Annotated in this window: 16 protein-coding genes and 1 other annotated feature (1 of these 17 running past the window's edge); of the genes, 12 read left to right on the plus strand and 4 right to left on the minus strand. The window is 41.2% G+C overall.

The features are described 5' to 3' along the window. Positions 1 to 112: a binding site (T-box leader), on the plus strand (it extends 140 nt beyond the left edge of the window). Positions 113 to 212: 100 nt separating this feature from the next. Beyond that, on the plus strand, positions 213 to 1,769 hold the full coding sequence (locus tag PV403_RS07445; protein ID WP_213531565.1) for a 2-isopropylmalate synthase: 1,557 nt from the start codon (positions 213 to 215) through the stop codon (positions 1,767 to 1,769). A gap of 147 nt (positions 1,770 to 1,916) precedes the next feature. Here PV403_RS07445 and PV403_RS07450 read toward each other — a convergent pair whose 3' ends face one another. Continuing rightward, positions 1,917 to 2,669 (minus strand): SDR family NAD(P)-dependent oxidoreductase, encoded by a 753-nt coding sequence (locus PV403_RS07450; protein WP_213531567.1) that lies wholly within the window; start codon positions 2,667 to 2,669, stop codon positions 1,917 to 1,919. Positions 2,670 to 2,819: 150 nt separating this feature from the next. Here PV403_RS07450 and PV403_RS07455 point away from each other — a divergent pair, with 150 nt between their 5' ends. Then, positions 2,820 to 3,740, plus strand: a complete 921-nt coding sequence (locus PV403_RS07455) for a LysR family transcriptional regulator (protein ID WP_213531569.1) — start codon at positions 2,820 to 2,822, stop codon at positions 3,738 to 3,740. A gap of 61 nt (positions 3,741 to 3,801) precedes the next feature. On the opposite strand, the gene PV403_RS07460 is transcribed toward PV403_RS07455, so the two are convergent. Further along, entirely contained in the window at positions 3,802 to 4,992 is a 1,191-nt protein-coding gene (locus PV403_RS07460) for an FtsW/RodA/SpoVE family cell cycle protein (RefSeq protein ID WP_213531571.1), read from the minus strand. A 179-nt stretch (positions 4,993 to 5,171) separates the two neighbouring features. Here PV403_RS07460 and PV403_RS07465 point away from each other — a divergent pair, with 179 nt between their 5' ends. The 4 genes from PV403_RS07465 to PV403_RS07480 all read left to right on the plus strand — a co-directional run bounded on the left by PV403_RS07465 (position 5,172) and on the right by PV403_RS07480 (position 10,637). Further along, complete coding sequence (locus tag PV403_RS07465; protein ID WP_332084062.1) at positions 5,172 to 5,666, plus strand: GrpB family protein; 495 nt, start codon at positions 5,172 to 5,174, stop codon at positions 5,664 to 5,666. A gap of 85 nt (positions 5,667 to 5,751) precedes the next feature. Beyond that, complete coding sequence (locus PV403_RS07470) at positions 5,752 to 7,215, plus strand: carboxylesterase/lipase family protein (protein ID WP_332084286.1); 1,464 nt, start codon at positions 5,752 to 5,754, stop codon at positions 7,213 to 7,215. A 209-nt stretch (positions 7,216 to 7,424) separates the two neighbouring features. Then, positions 7,425 to 9,776 (plus strand): stalk domain-containing protein, encoded by a 2,352-nt coding sequence (locus PV403_RS07475; protein WP_332084063.1) that lies wholly within the window; start codon positions 7,425 to 7,427, stop codon positions 9,774 to 9,776. 144 nt (positions 9,777 to 9,920) lie between these two features. Continuing rightward, positions 9,921 to 10,637, plus strand: coding sequence for a DUF421 domain-containing protein (locus PV403_RS07480; protein ID WP_332084064.1), 717 nt, complete (start codon positions 9,921 to 9,923; stop codon positions 10,635 to 10,637). Between the two features lie 102 nt (positions 10,638 to 10,739). On the opposite strand, the gene PV403_RS07485 is transcribed toward PV403_RS07480, so the two are convergent. Beyond that, positions 10,740 to 10,856, minus strand: a complete 117-nt coding sequence (locus PV403_RS07485) for a YjcZ family sporulation protein (RefSeq protein WP_213531580.1) — start codon at positions 10,854 to 10,856, stop codon at positions 10,740 to 10,742. A gap of 290 nt (positions 10,857 to 11,146) precedes the next feature. Between PV403_RS07485 and PV403_RS07490 the strand changes: the two genes are divergently transcribed. The 5 genes from PV403_RS07490 (at position 11,147) to PV403_RS07510 (ending at position 15,930) form a co-directional block, all read left to right on the plus strand. After that, positions 11,147 to 12,307: a glycoside hydrolase family 88 protein gene (locus PV403_RS07490; RefSeq protein WP_332084065.1), complete on the plus strand. Its 1,161-nt coding sequence runs from the start codon at positions 11,147 to 11,149 to the stop codon at positions 12,305 to 12,307. Positions 12,308 to 12,364: 57 nt separating this feature from the next. After that, on the plus strand, positions 12,365 to 13,594 hold the full coding sequence (locus tag PV403_RS07495; protein WP_332084066.1) for an aminotransferase class I/II-fold pyridoxal phosphate-dependent enzyme: 1,230 nt from the start codon (positions 12,365 to 12,367) through the stop codon (positions 13,592 to 13,594). A 104-nt stretch (positions 13,595 to 13,698) separates the two neighbouring features. Next, positions 13,699 to 14,067 carry a ribosomal maturation YjgA family protein gene (locus tag PV403_RS07500; RefSeq protein ID WP_213531582.1) on the plus strand — a complete coding sequence of 123 codons (369 nt, stop codon included), beginning with the start codon at positions 13,699 to 13,701 and terminating at the stop codon, positions 14,065 to 14,067. A 200-nt stretch (positions 14,068 to 14,267) separates the two neighbouring features. Further along, a complete protein-coding gene (locus PV403_RS07505) occupies positions 14,268 to 14,597 on the plus strand; it encodes a PadR family transcriptional regulator (protein ID WP_191799695.1) in 330 nt (109 codons plus the stop codon). Position 14,598: 1 nt separating this feature from the next. After that, positions 14,599 to 15,930: an FtsW/RodA/SpoVE family cell cycle protein gene (locus tag PV403_RS07510; protein ID WP_332084067.1), complete on the plus strand. Its 1,332-nt coding sequence runs from the start codon at positions 14,599 to 14,601 to the stop codon at positions 15,928 to 15,930. 179 nt (positions 15,931 to 16,109) lie between these two features. Here PV403_RS07510 and PV403_RS07515 read toward each other — a convergent pair whose 3' ends face one another. Next, on the minus strand, positions 16,110 to 16,679 hold the full coding sequence (locus PV403_RS07515; RefSeq protein WP_213531585.1) for a hypothetical protein: 570 nt from the start codon (positions 16,677 to 16,679) through the stop codon (positions 16,110 to 16,112). Positions 16,680 to 16,828: 149 nt separating this feature from the next. Here PV403_RS07515 and PV403_RS07520 point away from each other — a divergent pair, with 149 nt between their 5' ends. Then, on the plus strand, positions 16,829 to 18,934 hold the full coding sequence (locus PV403_RS07520) for a TerB N-terminal domain-containing protein (RefSeq protein ID WP_213531587.1): 2,106 nt from the start codon (positions 16,829 to 16,831) through the stop codon (positions 18,932 to 18,934). Positions 18,935 to 18,942: the final 8 nt, after the last annotated feature.

The raw sequence follows: 18,942 nt of genomic DNA on the forward strand, positions 1-18,942 counted from the left end.
CGTTACAAGGATAGATGGTCTTCGCCATCGAACAAAGATTGTTTCCTATCCGTACATCTGTAGGGGTAAGAAACGAATTAGAGTGGTACCGCGGGTTAACCTCGTCTCTATAGCAGAGACGGGGTTTTTTGTTTGCTAAATTCCGGGTTTAGCAAGCCTCGTGTTTACATAAAATGAATTACATTCTTATTTTCCGTGAGGAGGAAGTTTACATGACAAATCGCAATGTATTGGTACTAGATACGACCCTGAGAGATGGAGAACAAGTTCCTGGAGCGAAACTAAACACCTTGCAGAAAATTGAATTTGCACAACAGCTGAAACGGTTAAATGTAGATATGATCGAGGCAGGTTTTCCCGCTTCTTCTCAAGGAGATTTTCATGCGGTTCAACAAATCGCGAAAAAAGTAGGAGATCAAATCTCAATAACGGCTCTCGCAAGAGCGGTGAAAAGTGATATTGATGCCGTTTATGAAAGTATTAAGCTGGCACAGAATCCGTTCATTCATATCGTGCTTGGAACTTCTAATATTCATCTCGAGAAAAAATTCGCTCGATCAGAGGATGCCGTCATGCAGATGGGAGTAGATGCGGTGAAATATGCGAAGACGCTGCTTCCCGAGGTACAGTATTCGACGGAGGATGCTTCTCGGTCTGATTTTGAATATTTGTGGAGAACGATTGAGGCAGTAGTGAAAGCTGGTGCGACAATTATTAACGTTCCAGATACCGTTGGATACGCCGTTCCTGAAGAGTTTGGTGATTTGGTAAGAAGAATTAATGAACGCCTTAAGAATCTAAACGATAAAGTGATACTAAGTGTTCATTGTCATAATGATTTGGGGATGGCGACGGCAAATACGCTGAGTGCCATTAAGAACGGGGCGGAAAAAGTAGAGTGTACCATTAATGGACTCGGTGAACGTGCAGGGAATACCTCTCTAGAAGAAGTCGTCATGGGGCTAAAGGTAAGAGAGAACTTTTACGGCTGTACGACCCGAATACAGACGAAAGAAATTTTGCAGACTTCCCGGCTATTGACGCATTTAACAGGGCTGGATGTCCAAGTGAATAAGGCGATTACGGGGGATAATGCTTTTGCTCACTCCTCTGGAATTCATCAGGACGGTTTGCTCAAAGATAAGAATGTATATGAGATCATGTCACCTGAAGAAGTGGGCGGAGAAAAAATGGAGCTCATCCTTACAGCAAGATCGGGACGGCATGCATTTAAAAATGCAGTGGAACGTATGGGGTTCAGCGTTTCGAGTACAGAAGAATTTGAATTTTTATTTGAAAAGTTCATTACCCTGGCCGATGCCAAAAAAGAAGTGTACGACCATGATGTATTTTATCTGGTGACCGAACATTTAAACCAGCCACAGTCAAGAGGACACTTATATGAATTGGCATCCTTTCAAGTGGTCACGAACGATCAGTATCCAACGGCCAGTGTAGAACTGAAAAAGGGAGATGATGTCCTCAGAGGAAGCTCCATCGGTGACGGGCCGATTGATGCGCTTTATAGTGTCATTAAAACGTTAACGGATCTGGATGTTCAGCTGACCCACTACAAAATAAATAGTATATCCAGAGGGAAAGAAGCGGTCGGACGAGTGCATTTGCAGATCTCATGTGATGGAAAGACGTACACAGGGCGTGCGATGGATACGGATATCATTAAGGCCAGTGCGATCGCATATATTAATGGGATTAATGCAGTGATCTTGGATCAGATGGAGCTTACGGAAGACCTGGTGGAACAATAACAATTCATGAACTTCATCTCATTATCATCAAAATAACGATCAAAAAAGATGACTCTCGGAAATATACTGAGGTCATCTTTTTTTGATTCATTTAATGTGCTGAATCCATTTCATAATACCGTTAGTTGCTTTTGATTCCGCGAAAACCTATTTAAAGGAAGCATAACCTTGGTCAGCCATTACTACACTGCCGTTAATCGCTTCCGCTTCTTCTAGAGATACAAGGTAAACGGTTTTAGCTACGGCTTCCGGTTGAGTCAGTTTGCCGCCCATAACTTTATGAGCCATCTCATCCGCCATACCTAGATCTTTGTATCCTTGAATAATAGGAGTGTCTACCACACCTGGAGCAACCGCAACAACACGAATATCATACTGCGCTAGTTCTAGTGCAGCCGATTTACTCATCATAATGACAGCACCTTTGGTAGCATGGTAAGCGAAAGATCCTGGCGATGCAAGGAATCCATATACCGAAGCCGTATTAATAATTACCCCTTTGGTACCAAGTTCTCTCATTTTTTTGCTGGCTGCGATAATTCCGTGAGCTACTCCGTGTTGGTTCACATTAATGACGCGATGGTAGGTATCCCAGTCAAGAGCAGCAACGGGGGTAGGCAGACCAATTCCCGCATTATTGAACATGACATCAATACGTCCGTATTGTTGTACAGTTTGCTCCACAAGCGCTTCTACACTTTCATAATTAGACACGTCAACTTGAATAAAAGCAGCTTCGCCGCCATTTTTCTCGATCAAAGCAACGGTTTCTTTACCGCCTGCTTCATTATAATCTGCAACAATAACACGAGCGCCTTTTCTTGCGAAAATGAGGCTTGTTTCGCGGCCAATTCCACTTGCTCCGCCTGTAATAACAGCAACTCTTTTTTCATTACTCATGATAAAATCCTCCTATGTGAACTACTTATTTGTGATATGAATCATTGCTTCTGTTTAACTTACATTTAGTATATACTCGTTTTATCATTAACTATATTTAAAGTATTTTAAGTGAAAGTAAGAATAAGTTAACTAAAGGAGGGGAGATCTATGAACATGGATCAACTCTTGTATATAACAGAGACAGCCAGAACAGGATCGCTCACCAAAGCATCTGAATCATGTAATGTTACGCTATCTGCGGTTAGTCAGGCGATTACGAGTCTGGAGAATGAACTGGGGTTCCCTATATTTAAAAGATCGCGAGCGGGGGCGGTCCCTACCGAAGATGGAAGACGTATTTTATCCAAAGCATATAAGGTGCTTGAAGCATTGGATGAACTGAAGCAAGAGGCTGAGGTTCAACCGGAACAGCTTACAGGTGTTATTAGAATAGCGACCATTCCGCTTCCGACACTGATCTACACCGATGCAATTATTGATTTTAAGAAACAATTTCCCGGAGTTACGCTTGAACTATGTGAGATGAGTACGAATGATATCATTCAGGAAATGAATGAAAGACGTTTTGATGTGGGACTGATTATATTTGAAGAAGAGCTGAGACATCAGCATAAATCCTTATTATTCGGTAAGCTGATTCAGCAAGAAATGGTCGTAGGAGTTAGCAAACGCTCTCCCCTTGCCTTACAGGGTTCGATTACCCCAGAAGAGATTTTGAAGCATCAAATTGTTTTATATAAAGATGATCTGCTGCTGAAATTTTACGAAGATCTCCAGCAGAATTATGGAAAAGGTCAACTGTTATTTTCAACGAATCAGACTTCGGTCATTTCGAAATTGGTTCGAGAAAATGTGGCAATTACGATTGGATTTGATTTGTCATTTGGTAAACATGCGCATATGTCCAGCAGTGATATTGTAGTCTTACCGCTTGCAATCCAAACTTCCGTCTCCTCTTATGTAGGATGGGTACAGCCGAACAGGAGAAACATCCCAAAGCAAGTATCTGCTTTCTTGAATCGGTTGGCAAATCAATATCGTTTTCATGAACGTAACGAAAGCTTGTAAAATAAAAAAAGACGATAAGCAAACTAGTGTAAGCTAGTTTGTCTACCGCCCTGAAACCACCCTATAAGACAGTTCTTTTATTTAGCTGCAAGCTCTCCGTGCTTGGCAACATATCATCGATTACTTCATCATTCACTTTGATACTCAGTACGACACCTATACAGAGCATATTAATGAGCAGAGAAGAACCCCCAAAGCTAAGAAAAGGCAAAGTAATCCCCGTTAAAGGCATAAGTCCGATAAACATGCCGACGTTCTCAAAAATTTGATAGATGAACATAGCAACAATACCCACAATTAAAATAGGACCGGCTTTATTTTTACATTCAAGTGCGATATAGATGAGCCGGTATATAAGTATGAAATAGAGAAATAACAAAAGAGATACACCTAGAAACCCAAACTCTTCCGCAGCGACGACGATAATCGAATCAGAGTAGGTATAAGGAACATAACCAGTCTGAACCATCGTCCCTTGCATATACCCCTTTCCTAATAAACCGCCCGACGCAATCGCGATTTTCGCATTTCTTGTATGGTAAGAAGCATCTTTGCCTGCTTCTTCAGGCAAAAGCCACGGATCGATTCGATCGAGCCAGTGCCCTTTTTCCGTATTAGAAAGATAGGTAGTAATTTGATCATGAAAGGTAATATATGACTTGATTCCACCGACAGAAAGAACAGCGATGAGCAGAAGTATAATAAGTGCATGTCTGTTCTTGATGTCCCCGATCCATAGCATCCCGATTAAGATGACAAGATAGCTAAGTGCATTTCCCATATCATTTGTTTTCATGACTAATGCAAATGGAAGAAGGGTGACAAGCGAAAGGGGGATGATATTTCTCCAGAAGGTGAGTTTCTTGTTCTGTTTCATTAAGATACCGCCAAGCGTAATGATCAGTATAATTTTAAAGACTTCGGCGGGTTGCACATTAAATAAATGAGGGATAGAGATCCAGCCCCTGGAGCCGTTGATCACCTTGCCGAAAAACGAGACATACACAAGCAGCAGTATTCCTGCTCCGTAGATATACCAATAATATTTCAATATGAGCTTGTAGTGAAACAACGCAGTCACAAGTAAAGCCGCAAAACTAAGTAGGTAATAAATCACCATTTTCATTTCGGACCCGGCAAATTTTTCTGGGCTATATTGAATCCCGCTATGTATTAAAAGAATGCTGGCGAGCATGAAAAAACAAAGGATCCAGATGATTGTGGAATCTATCTTTTTTAGTTTTTGCAACATGTAAATGAATCACTCCTTTGTTAATTTAATGCTACATCTCACTAAATTATAGATGAATAACGTTTTATTTACCAACCCGGAAGGAGTTTTCATTCTGATTTCGAATGTTTGAAAGACAGCACTTCGGTTTAAATGGATGGTCATTCATCCCTACTTTATACATAAGGAGAGGAAGCGTTATGGAAATCGTATCTTTCGCAAGAAATAAATATCATGACCAGGCGACAGAACTATTTTTGCAGGAAAGTAAAAAGCTAAAGGAACTTCTTGCACATGCAGATATTCATCATGTAGGAAGCTCAGCAATTCCCGGCACCCTGACGAAAGGGGATGTCGATATTCAGGTTCGAGTAAAGCAAGAAGACTTTGATGAAGCAGTTCGTGTGCTGGAATCTTTATACCCGGTCGATGAAAAAGGAGAACAAACGGCCTCTTTTCGTTCCTTTTATACAAAGGAGACAATCCTGCCATTGGGTATTCAGTTAACCGTATGTCACACTAAACATGATGTATTTCATAAATTCCGTGATGTATTGTTGATTAATGAAGGATACCGAGATCAATATGATGAACTGAAGGCTTCCTATGAAGGAAAAGATTTGGAGAGTTACCGAGAAGCCCAGCGTCATTTTTTTGATCAGTTAAAGAAAACACCGGAGTATAGAAGTATGTAATAACTTGGGCAAGTAGGTAAAGTGGAAGGAATACAACATGGTGCAAACGTTTGGAGAAACGGACATCAGGAAGGAAGGATACGAGATGAGAGAGTTGCAAGTAAATACAAGATATGGTGCGTTAAAGGGACAGAACATAAATGGAGTGGCTGTATGGAAGGGAATTCCTTATGCGAGACCGCCCGTGAATGAACTGCGTTTTGAAGCTCCCGAGCCGCCTGATTCCTGGGAAGGTGTCAAGGAAGCTGATCAATTTGGACCGGAGTGTATACAGCCAAGAACAGAAGGGGGATTATTTCAGACTCCAGGATATGAGCCGAAAGAATCTGAAGATTGTCTTTATCTGAATGTGTGGGCTCCAGAACAAGTAGCGGAACAAAAGCTTCCGGTTATGGTATGGATTCACGGAGGTGCATTCGTCACCGGTTCAGGCAGCACCTCGTTCTACGATGCAACACAATTTGTGAAACGCGGTGAGATAATTGTCGTTACACTGAACTACCGACTCGGACCCTTTGGATTTATGCACTTATCACCGCTTGGTGAATCATTTATTTCGAACGCGGGACTGCTTGATCAAATTGCGGCCTTGGAATGGGTGCAAGAGAATATAGATGGTTTTGGAGGAGACCCCGGCGCAGTGACTGTGTTTGGTGAATCGGCAGGAAGTATGAGTATTGCTGCTCTTATGGCGATGCCAAAAGCAAAAGGGCTCTTCCAACAGGCCATTATGCAAAGCGGCGCTTCTCAGCATATACCAGCAGAACAAGCTGCCCAGGTTACAGCTGGTATGCTGCAGATGCTAGGAATCGGTTCAGACGAGGTTCACAAACTGAAAACCCTGCCTGCTGAACAAATCCTTGCTGCAGGAGAACGCTTCAAAGAGCAGACAGGTGCAGGTCTTGCCTTGTTATTCCAGCCCGTCGTGGATCAATCTACTCTTCCAAAATCACCTGTTCAAGCAATTAAAGATGGCGATGCAAGTGACGTTCGGCTCCTTATTGGAACCAACCTTGACGAAGGGGCACTATTTATCCGTCCAGAAACAGAGATCATGAACGATGGTGATATTGTGCGAGCGATGGAAATGATGACAGGTGTACCTAATGGGCATGAAATCGTCTCTCATTATCCGAACACAACAGATGGACAGGCACAGTTAATGACAGATCTATTCTTTTGGCGTTCCTCCGTGCAGTTCGCTGCTGCTCAGTCTCAATATGCACCGGTGTTTATGTACCGATTCGATTGGACTCTTGAAGGTCATCCGCTGTTAAATAAAGCGATCCATGCAGGTGAAATTGCTTTTGTATTTCATAATTTGCAGTTTTTTACCTCGATGGGAATTACGCCAAGTGATTCAATGCAGCAGCTTGCTTCTACGATGCAAGACGCATGGATTGCATTTGCAAAACGGGAAGTTCCCGTTCCAGGAGGTCATGAGTGGCCTCCATACTCAATAGAACATAGAGCAACGATGATCTTTGGTACGGATCTTGAAATGATTCAAGATCCGGATCAAGAAAAAAGAATACGTCTAGGATTATGATCTAAAAATAGCCCCTTAATGAGTCAATCTCATTAAGGGGTTATTTATTGTGAGTCTAGCGAAAAAAAGAGAAATCTCCTCACTATTTGGAACATTTTATCACTTATTATAGTTTTATCCCATTTCATTAGAAACTTTTTCAGGGATTAAGCGTCTAATAGTAGACAAATTCGAAGAGAATAGAAAATAGAATCAAAAGGAGTCTAAGCATGAAACTGAAGAAATTATCTATGCTGACCGTTCTAGCTTTGTCCCAAGTGGCAACAGCAGTCCCGGTGAGCGCACAGGAAGCGGCTACTTCTACTGCTCAGCAGGTCGTTGCTCAAGAAGTTTACGGAGTGAATAAAACAGCAGAAGAAGGTCAAAATGCACCACAAACACGTGTAACGAAACAAGAAACGGAAAACAAAGTGGCAACAGAGTCAGTAGAACCAGCAACTGAAAAAGAAACAGCAACGGATTCAAAAACATGGAAAGCGGCTTCGATTACGGAAGAAACAGAACCTACACCATCAACAGAATCAGCAACAGGAGTTACTAAATCAACAAATGAGACAACTGTGACGAATGAAAAAACGGATGAAGTTACAGGAGAAGTAACAGGAGAAGTAACAGCCACACCTAATGTGAAGACAGCACCAAGCGAAGAGTCTGCGGAATCAAAACCAGCGACTAACGCGGCTAAAACTGCAACACCAACCGATTTGGTTCTTTATTTTAACAGTACAAAAATGGAACAAGGCGGAGTCACATACAATGCTCCTCAGCCTATGCAAGTTAAAAAAGGAGTATCCTATGTTCCGATCCGCGCTCTAGTGGACCGTGTCGGGTATAAAGTAAGCTATGATAAAAAGACGAAGGAAACCGTCATTGTCAGCGGAGCTAATGAACTGCGGTTTAAGACAGACAGCAGCAAATACACGGTAAATGGCGTGACGAAAACGATGAAAGGTACTTCCTATCAGACGAAAAATACGTTTATGGTTCCTCTGACTGCGATTACAGCAGCCTTGGACATTAAATATAAAGTCGATAACATAGGTAAGAAAGTCATTATGGATCTGGCAACCAAACCTGTTGCTAAGTTCACGATTCAGCCGGGTGAGATTATGGCGGGACAAACGGTAGTTACATATAGTACAGATTCTTCTTCACCGCAAGGGCTGTCTATTGTTGACGAACGCTGGGAAGGGAAACAGGAAGTGTTTGCATCTGCTGGAAAGTATGATGTTTCCTATTCTGTACAGGATTCAAATGGTACATGGAGCGATCCTTATACAGTGACCATTGAAGTTAAGCAACCTAATCTTCCTCCAGTAGCTATGTTTACAACGGATAAAGAAGAGTACAAAATGGGTGAACTCATTACGATCACCGATCAAAGTACGGATGACGGTAAAATTGTAAAACATGACTGGAATAACAACGCTTATGCGTTCTTTACACCAGGTCCTAAAAATATCAGCCTGACGGTAACTGACGATAGCGGACAAACAGCTACTTTCGAAAAAACCATTGTTGTAACAAGTGAGACGCTTTATTCACAAGATGAATTTAATCGCATGTTCTTGCCGGCCGGCGAAAAATTCGTATTTGATGGTTCTGCGGTTCCAACTTGGTCTAAAGTTCCGTATACATTCAGCGATGAACCAAGTACTCTGATCCGTAGTAACAGCCCGGAAACCGTGAATTCGGAAGGGATTGTATACCAAGAAACGGCAGCTGGTAACACACGCTTCATGATTCACCATGTGAACAATACAGGCAAGAATGTGAAGATGTACGTAGTAGCAACCAATACGAGCTTCACAGAAGCAACGATTAAAACAGAAAACCTTGGATTTGCAGGGCCAAGCCCCATTGCGACAGCTGCTGGGAAGTCATCTGTTGAACGTTATTTTGAATCCATGCAAGATGGAAGCAAACGTTCATCAATAACACTTGCTCCAGGCGAAAGCAAACTTGTCATGACAGAGCTAAGTAAGTCTGTTATGAAACAAGGCGGCGTAATCTCGTTGTTCTCGGACATGAGCAGTGATTATTCAATCCAATACGATGTAATCATGATTGATGAGAAACTGGATCCGTTAACTGTGCTAGAGAAACTTCCTATCCTGGATCGTGATGGCGTTCATAACCGGGGTACCTACCCTAATTCCACCCGCGTTATTCGTTATTCGGAACCAGTAGGAGCGACTTCTATGCGTCTTGCTCTCGGAGACAATCAAGATGATCCAAACCTAGCAGGTATGGACCCGATGCTCGGTGTAGAAGCTTCTAACTCAGGTAATTTTGGTGTACTATACAAAATCACACTTGACCGTGTAGCGCCAAATACATTAATCTCATTTAATCCGCGCGGAGGAAAGTATTCTGGTTATGCAATGGTTAATGGAGATATAACAGCGATCTATTCGAAAGGTCAAGTTAGTGCTCCTAATGAGCAAGCCGTACTCTACCGCACAGGTGACTATGAGCAAAAAGTAGAAATTCTACTGACGGCAGCACCAGGAAGTAATCTTCCTGTTAACTTGCTGTTTACACAAATGCAAAAAAAATAAATGCGTTGATCAGAGTCGTCTTCTATCCTGTATAGGAGACGGCTTTTTGTTATGGAATGAATCCTGAGGAGCAGGTTAATGATATCACTGCCTTACTAATGGGTAATAGAGGTGAAATAGGTACCAGTAAATGAGGTGTAGTACATGGATGAATATGGTCTCCTCTTGATTAAACTCATTACCGCTTTTACAGCATTATGGGCAGCAACGAGATTATTAGGAAAAAGAGAAATTACACAATTGTCTCCTTTTGATTTTATATCGGCTCTCGTATTTGGAGACCTCGTAGGAGATACCATATATGATGAAGAAGTTTCCGTATGGAAGCTTATCTTCTCTCTAGCTATATGGGCGCTGTTATCTTATGTATTTGACAAGATTATGGGATACAGTAAATCTTTGCGTGAAAAATTTGAAGGGAATCCGGACTTGTTAATCAAGAATGGTGAGATTGATATGGAAGCCATGAAGCGTAATAAAGTGGAGTTTGAAGAATTAAAAATGATGATGAGACAACAAAATGTTTTCTCATTAAGTGAGGTTGCATATGCCGTGTATGAAACAAACGGTTCGCTCAGTATTTTGAAAAAGTCAGATTCCGATCAGCCCAGCCGAAATGACCTGGGACTGGATACGAAACCTGTTCAACTTCCTCGGACCCTTATTGTAAATAGTAAGCCAAACAGAGAAGCTCTAGCCGCAATTCACCGGGACGAAAAATGGCTGCTTACAGAACTAGCTAAGCAAGGTTACCATACGATTGATTCTGTATTTTATGCGGAATGGACAGAGGATGGAGAAGTTCAGGTAATAGATCATTATCAAAGTGGTAATGGGAAAAAACACGAAATTTCGTTCTAGTACATGATAAATAGGAGCTTACGACCAAGATGACATGCATCTTTGATCGTAAGCTCCTTGGATTTTTATTGATTACATGATTTAATCCGTTTCATGCATCAATTAGTAACTTTTAAAAGCTTTAGCGATGATAACGAGCAAAATGAACAGAACAAGAATCGCTGCAACGTTAGATTTGTTGTTTCCATATCCTTCGTAGTTTCCATATGCTTCACTCATGTAGTTCACCCCCTCCTTGTTTCTAATCTATCTTATGCATGAACCGAATCATGCGATTGCACGTTTGTCATAAGTGAGAAAGAATAGATCATTATTCCTAAGTAATTCATCTACGATAAAACAAATCGCTGACACGTTGTAGATCTAACCTAAGTTTCATTTGAAAAGCATAAAAGATTTGAATACCGGCAAATAGTGTCGGTATTTTTCAATAATCCATGGTAGAATTTGGGGTAATACAATATTTTGCTTGTGAACCACAATTTTAAAATTGAAGGAGTGGATCATACTTGTCCCTCGAGCCCAAAGATCAGCATATTTCTGAACAGGTTACATGTTGGAAGGATCAGGCTTTTCAACAAGCAGTTAAGAAAGTACTCATCACCTCGGAGCGAATCGGTGCGAATTTTCCACATGCCAGTCATCAAGGGGCTTACGTGTTAGAAGAACCTGCATGGTGGACTGCTGGATTTTGGCCGGGTATGTTATGGGTTCTGTATGAAGGCAGCGGAGAACAGCAGTTTCGCGACATTGCAGAACAATGTGAGAATCATCTGGACAAGGTACTTGATGGCTATGAGCGGCTGGATCATGATATGGGATTTATATGGACACTTACAAGTCTAGCGAATTATAAACTGCATGGCGGTGAAGAATCTAGGCGTAGGGCTTTTAAAGCGGCTAATTACTTAATGGGTAGATTTAACCTCAAAGGGAATTACATAAGAGCGTGGAACCCTTGGACACCGGGGGAGATGAACTCGGGACTTGCGATTATCGATTGTGCGATGAATGTACCTTTACTCTACTGGGCTTCTAGGGAGAGTGGAGATCCAAGGTATGCTCATGTAGCTAATGCACATATGAATACCGTCCTATCGCATTTTATTCGGCCTGATGGGTCGGTCCGTCATATCGTTCGGTTTGATCCAGATACAGGAGAAGTGGCAGAATATCTCGGGGGTCAAGGGTATGCACCGGATTCGGCGTGGTCAAGAGGAAACGCTTGGGCTTTGTACGGTCTAGCTCTTGCCTATCATCATACCGGTAATGAAGCCTATTTGAATGCATCCAAACAAACGGCGCACTTCTTTTTATCACAACTGCCTGATGATTCTGTACCTGCTTGGGATTTTCGAGCACCGGAAGATACCAGACACATCAAAGATTCTTCTGCTGGAGCATGTGCAGCTAGCGGACTTTTACTTTTATCAACACTTGTTCCTGAGTGGGAAAGGGCAGTTTACCGGCAGGCAGGGGAGCGGATTCTAGAGTCACTCTACAAAAACTATGGAGCATTTGATCATCCCGAGGAAGAAGGTTTGATTATGCACGGTACGAGCCATTATCCCGAAAAACAAAATGTAGATGTCCCATTAATCTACGGTGATTATTTCTATGTGGAAGGTCTTGCTAGACTGCGTGGGAATCATCAGGTTTTTTGGGAGTAGGGTTCAGAATAAAGGAGCAGGGTTCGTAATAAATAAGAAAATAAAGGTGGACTCATCATGACAATACATACAGAGTATACAAATAGATCTTGGCGTGCTGCCAAATTAGATCATTTAGGCTCATCCATATTTGCAGAAGTGGCAAGCTGGAAAGAAGAAGCGAAAGCAAATGGAAAAGACTTGATTGATCTTGGAATAGGCAGCCCTGATCAGGGGCCATCCCCTTTTATACGTGAGACCCTAAGCAGGGAAGTATTGAAAGAGGGAAGTTATGCATACCCCAAATCGAGTGGGAGTGAAATATTCCTTACTACTGTGGCGAAGTGGATGAATCACCGATTTCAAGTCGATCTAAATTCGCAGACCGAAATTATATCGCTGATGGGCTCTCAAGATGGTCTAGCTCATCTGGCTCAGGCCATCTGTAATCCCGGGGACTTAGCGATGGTCCCAAATCCAGGGTATCCCATTTATTCTGGATCACTTGCTATTGCGGGAGTAAGAGCTTACGAAATTCCGCTTAAGGAAGACAATCAGTTTATGCCGGATTTGGATGCGATACCTGATGAGATATGGGCAGAGGCGGTCTTTATACTGCTGAGTTTCCCTGGGAACCCGATAGCATCTGCTGCGTCGCAGGAGTATTTCGAAAAATTAATCGCTAAAGCGAGCAAGTGGAACGTTCTCATTGTACATGATATGGCCTACTCCGAAATGGGATTCGATGGTTATCGCCCGATGAGTATATTAAGTATACCGGGTGCCGCCAAAACTGCTGTGGAATTCCATTCCTTTTCCAAAAGTTTTCAAATGGCAGGCTGCCGGATTGCTTTTCTCGCTGGTAATGAACAAGCGATCCAGTCTTTAAGGATCCTCAAGGAAAATATCGATTATGGTGTATTTGAACCGATTCAGCAAGCTGCGGTCACAGCCTTGGAACAAGCCATCGCAGAGGGAGAAGATTATACAGGGCCAGCCCCGCTATATGAAGCCCGCCGTAATCTATTCGTTGATTTACTTGCAAAAGAAGGTTGGAATATTAAAAAACCATGTGCGACGATGTTTTTGTGGGCAGCGCTCCCTGAACCGTTTCGCGGGAAACCAGGGGTATGGAATTCAAGATCATTTGCTAAAGCATTATTACTTCACAGCGGGGTGACTGTCATACCTGGTGATGCATTTGGCAGTGAAGGCGACGGTTATGTACGAATTGCACTTGTGCAAGAACAAGAGCGTCTGGAGGAAGCAGCAAGAAGAATTGGGGAATTTATTCGCAGTTATTGCTAATTGCTTGATCATGAGAATCCTGGTGACAGGATTCTTTTCTTATCTAATGTAAAACTTTACTTGAAGTACTGCGTTATTATGAATAGACAGAAAGGGGTAAGCATATGAAAAGAATCATCTTGGGAATTACTTGTGTATTCATTATTTTATTAGGGCTTCTACTCAGATCAAAAGTGCCCTTTATGGGTGATTTTTTATGGGCAGCGCTCATTTTCTTTTTGTTCTCCTTCGTTTTTTTGAATGTTCCTCGTAGATATCAATTCATTATTCCTTTATTATTCTGTTATTTCATAGAATTTACTCAGTTAGTTCATGCTCCTTGGATCAATGAGCTCCGTGAAAATAGGTTCCTTCAGCTGATTCTAGGACATGGTGTTTTCGGTGTCCTGGATCTCATTGCCTACACTTCTGCAATTCTGGTATCTTACGTAATAACCGGTATTATAGAACGCCGTATTGTCCGGTATAACTAGCAACAATGGAGATAGAATTAATTTATTAATGTAAGCATACATACGACGAGAAAAGCGATCGGTACTATACCAGTCGCTTTTTTCATTTTCAAAAATATGAAATAAAAGGAATTTATTCTTGTTTAAGGTAGAAATTAGTTGTACTATATACATAGATTTACGATACATAGATTTACGAGGTATGAAAAGGGGATGTGAAAATGTCTGTAAATAAGGAGCTCCTTAAGGGGAGTACAGTAATTCTGCTGCTCACTGTGCTAAATGAACGAGAAATGTATGGATATGAGTTGATCAAAGAAATTGAAAACAAGTCGGATCAGGTGTTTGTCATGAAAGAAGGGACTCTATACCCTATTCTCCACACCCTCGAGTCAGAAGGTCTGCTTAACGCTTACTGGAGTCAGCAGGATGGGCGTAAACGAAAATACTATCAGATTACAGATGAGGGAAAGAGAAAACTTCAGGAAAAGAAGAAAGAATGGATTCGGTTTCGTACAGCAGTCGATACTGTAATAGGGGAGAGAGGATAACGTGCAGAACAGTGAAGAGAATGAAGTGGTTCAGCAATTTTTGGATCAAGTATGCCGCCATATTAAGGTCAAAAAGATGCACCCTGAAATCCGAGAGGAACTTACGAATCATATCGAGGATCGGATAGAGGAATTGCAGCTCCGAGGCAGTTCGAAAGAAACTGCGATACATAAGGCTATCGAAGAAATGGGATCTCCCGATGTGATTGGGAAAAGCATTAATGAAACCCATAAACCAGTGCTCAATTGGAGGATTGCCCTTATTGTTGCGACCATATCATTAATTGGAGTTATTGGAGCAGTCAGTATTGACGTATCGGGTTCATCTCCTATTCCTGATTTGACGGCTAGAAAGACACTGCAAATGGGGATTGGAATCATATTTCTTGTGTGTTTTTATTTCTTTGATTATCAGAAGCTGAAGAAATATTCAGACCAAGTTTTTTTTCTTCTACTATTTATGAATGCATTTATCTTAATAAATAGTCCTATGATTAATGGTGTTAAGGGTTATGTGATACTAGGTCCTTTCTCTATAAATATGTTATACAGCTCTGTTATATTGCTCTTGTTGGCACTTGCGGGAATGAAGCCGATAAAAGAAATGAACTGGATCCATACCATCCTGCACACTTTTTATCGAGTAGTTATCCCTCTATTAATTCTCACTTATATAGGCAATTCTGTACTTTACGGCGGTATAATGTACATGACTTTGTATATGATGTTGATGTGGCTCACCAAAAGAAATGTAAAACAGTTTGCCATCGTTACCATGATTCCTACTGTAGCTTTGTTGTATTTTACAATGCCTCATTTCAATACAATCAAGGAAAGATTCATGCAATTTCTGCAACCGATAGAGGATAATGCCTATCTTCAGATGAAATCAATGGAGGCAATCCGATCAGCAGGATGGTTTGGACAAGGATTTGCTTCCAGTAATCCCGGACTTGGTTATGTTCAAAGCGATTCTTTATTTCCTTATTTGATATACTGTTTTGGCTGGATTTTTGGCCTCATCACCATTATTCTGATCGGATTGTTCCTTGGATATTTAGTACAGTTACTATCCAAAGTCAAAGAATCATACGGCAGGCAACTTATTTGTGTCGTGTTGTTCTTTTTTACGATAAGATTTGCATGGCCTATACTTATGTCATTTGGATTTCTTCCGTTTGTAGGCATGGAATTACCCTTCATCGGCTATGGAGGAACGAATCAGTGGCTTGACTTATCAGCTATTGGACTAGTTCTATCTATATATCGCAGAAAAAATATGATTCCTACGGCTGAATTTGCTTCTAGCCATCTTTCTTCATCTAAATTATAAAATATTTGGGAGTCGCTGATTTACCGTTAGTTTCAAAAGTGATAGAATCTTTCTCGCATATAAACAAATAGAAGAAGAAAAAGTGAAATCGTACTTTCGATTTCACTTTTTTCTTCTTCTAGAAGCAAGTTATTTCTGGAATCTTTATTATGTAATGAAATTGAATTGATTAAATCGTCCTATTGTTCTTTTCCTTCGATGACAAGAATCGCTTTGTTCAAAGCAAAGGCAAAGATAAAGAACCCGACTGCACTAAAAAGACCATCGAAATAAGGGAAATCTTCTAGTATAAGATCGGCATTTACAATCTCGAGCTCTTGTAATGCTTGCTTAAGAAGATAACTATCTAGATTAAAAGATATAGTTCCTAGAATCAGAGTCGCTACTCCAAGTTTATAAAGGATGGATACATTCACTTTTTTAAAAAGCCCTTTTTTATCAATATTCTTTATCAATCTGCTGATATACCAAAGAAAAAGGAGTGCCCATCCCATTAAAGAAATACTGCTAAGAAAAGATAGGGTAAGAAAAGAGGTGCTGCTATAAAGTTCGGGATGCTCGTAAAAGTAAAGATTTACATAAGAGAACACAGGTTCAAACGGTCCTAAAAACAAAGTAATCGGATGATCTGGGAACCACAGATGAAAGACGTGATCGATCACAGTAAAAATACCGCCAAAGACGGCTGTGATGTAAAATAAAATCATACAAAGAATGTAACTGGGCTTAAGCAACTTTCTTAATTTCATAAATAAACTCCTTTTAGTAGTCTTGGTTGTCATATAAAACATCTTAAGCGATTCCTTAATGTTAAACAATAAATTCCAGAAGTTATTTTAACCCTCCTTTGATAGGAAGTGATTTGTTATAATGAAATCGTGATGGAGGTATAGCCTTTATGGATGATAATCAGAATAGGATTCAGCGAAGTGCAAATGGCGGGAAATCGATCCCGAAACAGTCCATTCATCAGAAGAATGAGATTCGCTTTGCGGAATACGAATGGATGGATGAAGAGAAAGAAGCAGAGATTCCGAGGAGAAAAGATTTTTCTCATGCTCGGTCAGAACCTGAGAAAGAAGTTCAGGATCTTACTTATGTCCCTATTGACGCTGAATGGGACGGGCTTGATTTTCTAGATGATATGCAGGTGGACGACTGGAGTCCATGGAATGAGGAGATCAGTGAAGACGTCTTCTCAAGTAAGCAAGTAAAGAACAACAAGACTCCGGCTCCCTTATATAATAGGGATGTTGATCCTGCTTTTGATATAGATAAAGTAAAACCTATCATTATGCCAGAAGATACCTTAAAACGAAAAGGGAACCTTGTCGTGTCTCCACAAACGTTTGAACGAGATGCAGATTGGGAAAAGCAGTTCATGTTCCTGACACGTGAGCAAACCTTTGTGAAGCAGGCAAGAGAATTTGAATCTGTTGTTTGTTCGGAAGCACCTTTTGTCTCTTATCGTGCCTACTGGCCAACCTATGAACAGATGAGTTCAGCCCAGAAGAGATGGTATTTTTATTGGCGTAAGGAAGTAAAACAAGGCAGATATCCAGATACAGATCTATCCTACTTGTTTCTCTATATTTATGAACTGATCCATGGTGTAGGATGGACTGCTCCTGAGGAAGGTCTCGCCTTACTGGACGAAGTCTGGTTTGGTTATGGAGAGCGCGAGAAGAAGATCGATACGTACATGCGAGAATGGATATTTGATTTTTGTTTAGTACACGGACTTGAAATGCCATATAAAGAGCTCATGGAAAAAATCCCACGCAAACTGTCTGATGAATTAAAGGAACGCGAATGGATGCGCAGGTTTACTTCAGATCCTTTAGATTTTTCTTGGGATATGCTTGCGATGTTATTAGATTATAATGCGGAACAGAGCAGCTTCTTCAAGGAACAAGGACGTAAAGAGATGAAAATCTATGCTCCTAAGGTGATCGCCTTAGTTGATCGGTACTGGTTGAAAAAGCATGGGCTTCGTCTAATCCATCGTTTTTGGCCAGAAGAAGTGACAAGAAAGAGGATTCTATTCCGCAGTGCGGTGTATGATCATGATTTTTATGGAAAACACGCGGAAGTCAGGGTGTTTCCGATCAGCGAGCATCCTCCGCTTCGTGCCTATTTAACACAGCTGGTGCGTTATACGGAGAATAAGCTTCGTGAATTGATGGGGTTTAAAGGTCGACTTCGCGGAGTGAAGTTGGAATCCGAGGTGGAAGAGCTGGTAACCCGTTACCTGAGAAGAGAAATAAAAGAACGCGAAGTACAAGCAGCGAAGAAAGCTCGTCCTGCGGTGACGATTAACACGAAGAAGTTAAGACGTTTACAGCAAGAGTCGGAAGAAGTACGGGAGATGCTGATGATCGATGATGACAATGCAGAAAATTCTGCTAAAGAAGCAGGTTATGTTGATACGCCGAGAAAGCAAGCTGCACCAATTCCAGGCAAACTGCAAACGATCCAAACGGAGATGAACTTTGACGGTTCTGTGCTATACAGCCCTCCACCTGCAGATGAAGATCAATCTCCTAATATGGAAATTTTGAAGGCAGAAGAGACTGACGTTGAAAGAACTGTCATAAAAAGTTCTGTCGTAGAAGAGACTGACGTGAAAACTATGGATGTAGAAACGAATGGTGCAGAATCGACTGGTGTAGAAACGACCGATGTAGAAATGAATTCAGTTATAAGTGGGGAACAGTCAGATTATCACTTCGTGTGGGATACCGACAATATGGATGAAGAATGGCAGGAGCTGGCGGAGCGGTTAAATTCAGACCAACTGGAGGTTCTCTATATACTTAGGGATAAAAAAGGGTCTTCTGAGCTGCAAAAGATCGCTACTAAGGCGGGATCCATGCCTGAACTAATGATTGAAGAAATTAACGAAATATCGATGGAGATTATTGGCGATATTTTGATTGATGGGGAAGAAATTACAGAAGAATATATAGAAGCATTACAAACTTTGAGTTATACGGATGAATAGAGGTGAAC

Origin of the sequence: Paenibacillus sp. GYB006 (assembly GCF_036577645.1) — a bacterium.
Taxonomy (GTDB): domain Bacteria; phylum Bacillota; class Bacilli; order Paenibacillales; family Paenibacillaceae; genus Paenibacillus.

Excerpts from the sequence above, each read along its gene's own strand:
- PV403_RS07445 (WP_213531565.1), top strand. The coding sequence starts at position 213 with ATGACAAATCGCAATGTATTGGTACTAGATACGACCCTGAGAGATGGA.
- PV403_RS07450 (WP_213531567.1), bottom strand. The coding sequence starts at position 2,669 with ATGAGTAATGAAAAAAGAGTTGCTGTTATTACAGGCGGAGCAAGTGGA.
- PV403_RS07455 (WP_213531569.1), top strand. The coding sequence starts at position 2,820 with ATGAACATGGATCAACTCTTGTATATAACAGAGACAGCCAGAACAGGA.
- PV403_RS07460 (WP_213531571.1), bottom strand. The coding sequence starts at position 4,992 with ATGTTGCAAAAACTAAAAAAGATAGATTCCACAATCATCTGGATCCTT.
- PV403_RS07465 (WP_332084062.1), top strand. The coding sequence starts at position 5,172 with ATGGAAATCGTATCTTTCGCAAGAAATAAATATCATGACCAGGCGACA.
- PV403_RS07470 (WP_332084286.1), top strand. The coding sequence starts at position 5,752 with ATGAGAGAGTTGCAAGTAAATACAAGATATGGTGCGTTAAAGGGACAG.
- PV403_RS07475 (WP_332084063.1), top strand. The coding sequence starts at position 7,425 with ATGAAACTGAAGAAATTATCTATGCTGACCGTTCTAGCTTTGTCCCAA.
- PV403_RS07480 (WP_332084064.1), top strand. The coding sequence starts at position 9,921 with ATGGATGAATATGGTCTCCTCTTGATTAAACTCATTACCGCTTTTACA.
- PV403_RS07485 (WP_213531580.1), bottom strand. The coding sequence starts at position 10,856 with ATGAGTGAAGCATATGGAAACTACGAAGGATATGGAAACAACAAATCT.
- PV403_RS07495 (WP_332084066.1), top strand. The coding sequence starts at position 12,365 with ATGACAATACATACAGAGTATACAAATAGATCTTGGCGTGCTGCCAAA.
- PV403_RS07500 (WP_213531582.1), top strand. The coding sequence starts at position 13,699 with ATGAAAAGAATCATCTTGGGAATTACTTGTGTATTCATTATTTTATTA.
- PV403_RS07505 (WP_191799695.1), top strand. The coding sequence starts at position 14,268 with ATGTCTGTAAATAAGGAGCTCCTTAAGGGGAGTACAGTAATTCTGCTG.
- PV403_RS07515 (WP_213531585.1), bottom strand. The coding sequence starts at position 16,679 with ATGAAATTAAGAAAGTTGCTTAAGCCCAGTTACATTCTTTGTATGATT.
- PV403_RS07520 (WP_213531587.1), top strand. The coding sequence starts at position 16,829 with ATGGATGATAATCAGAATAGGATTCAGCGAAGTGCAAATGGCGGGAAA.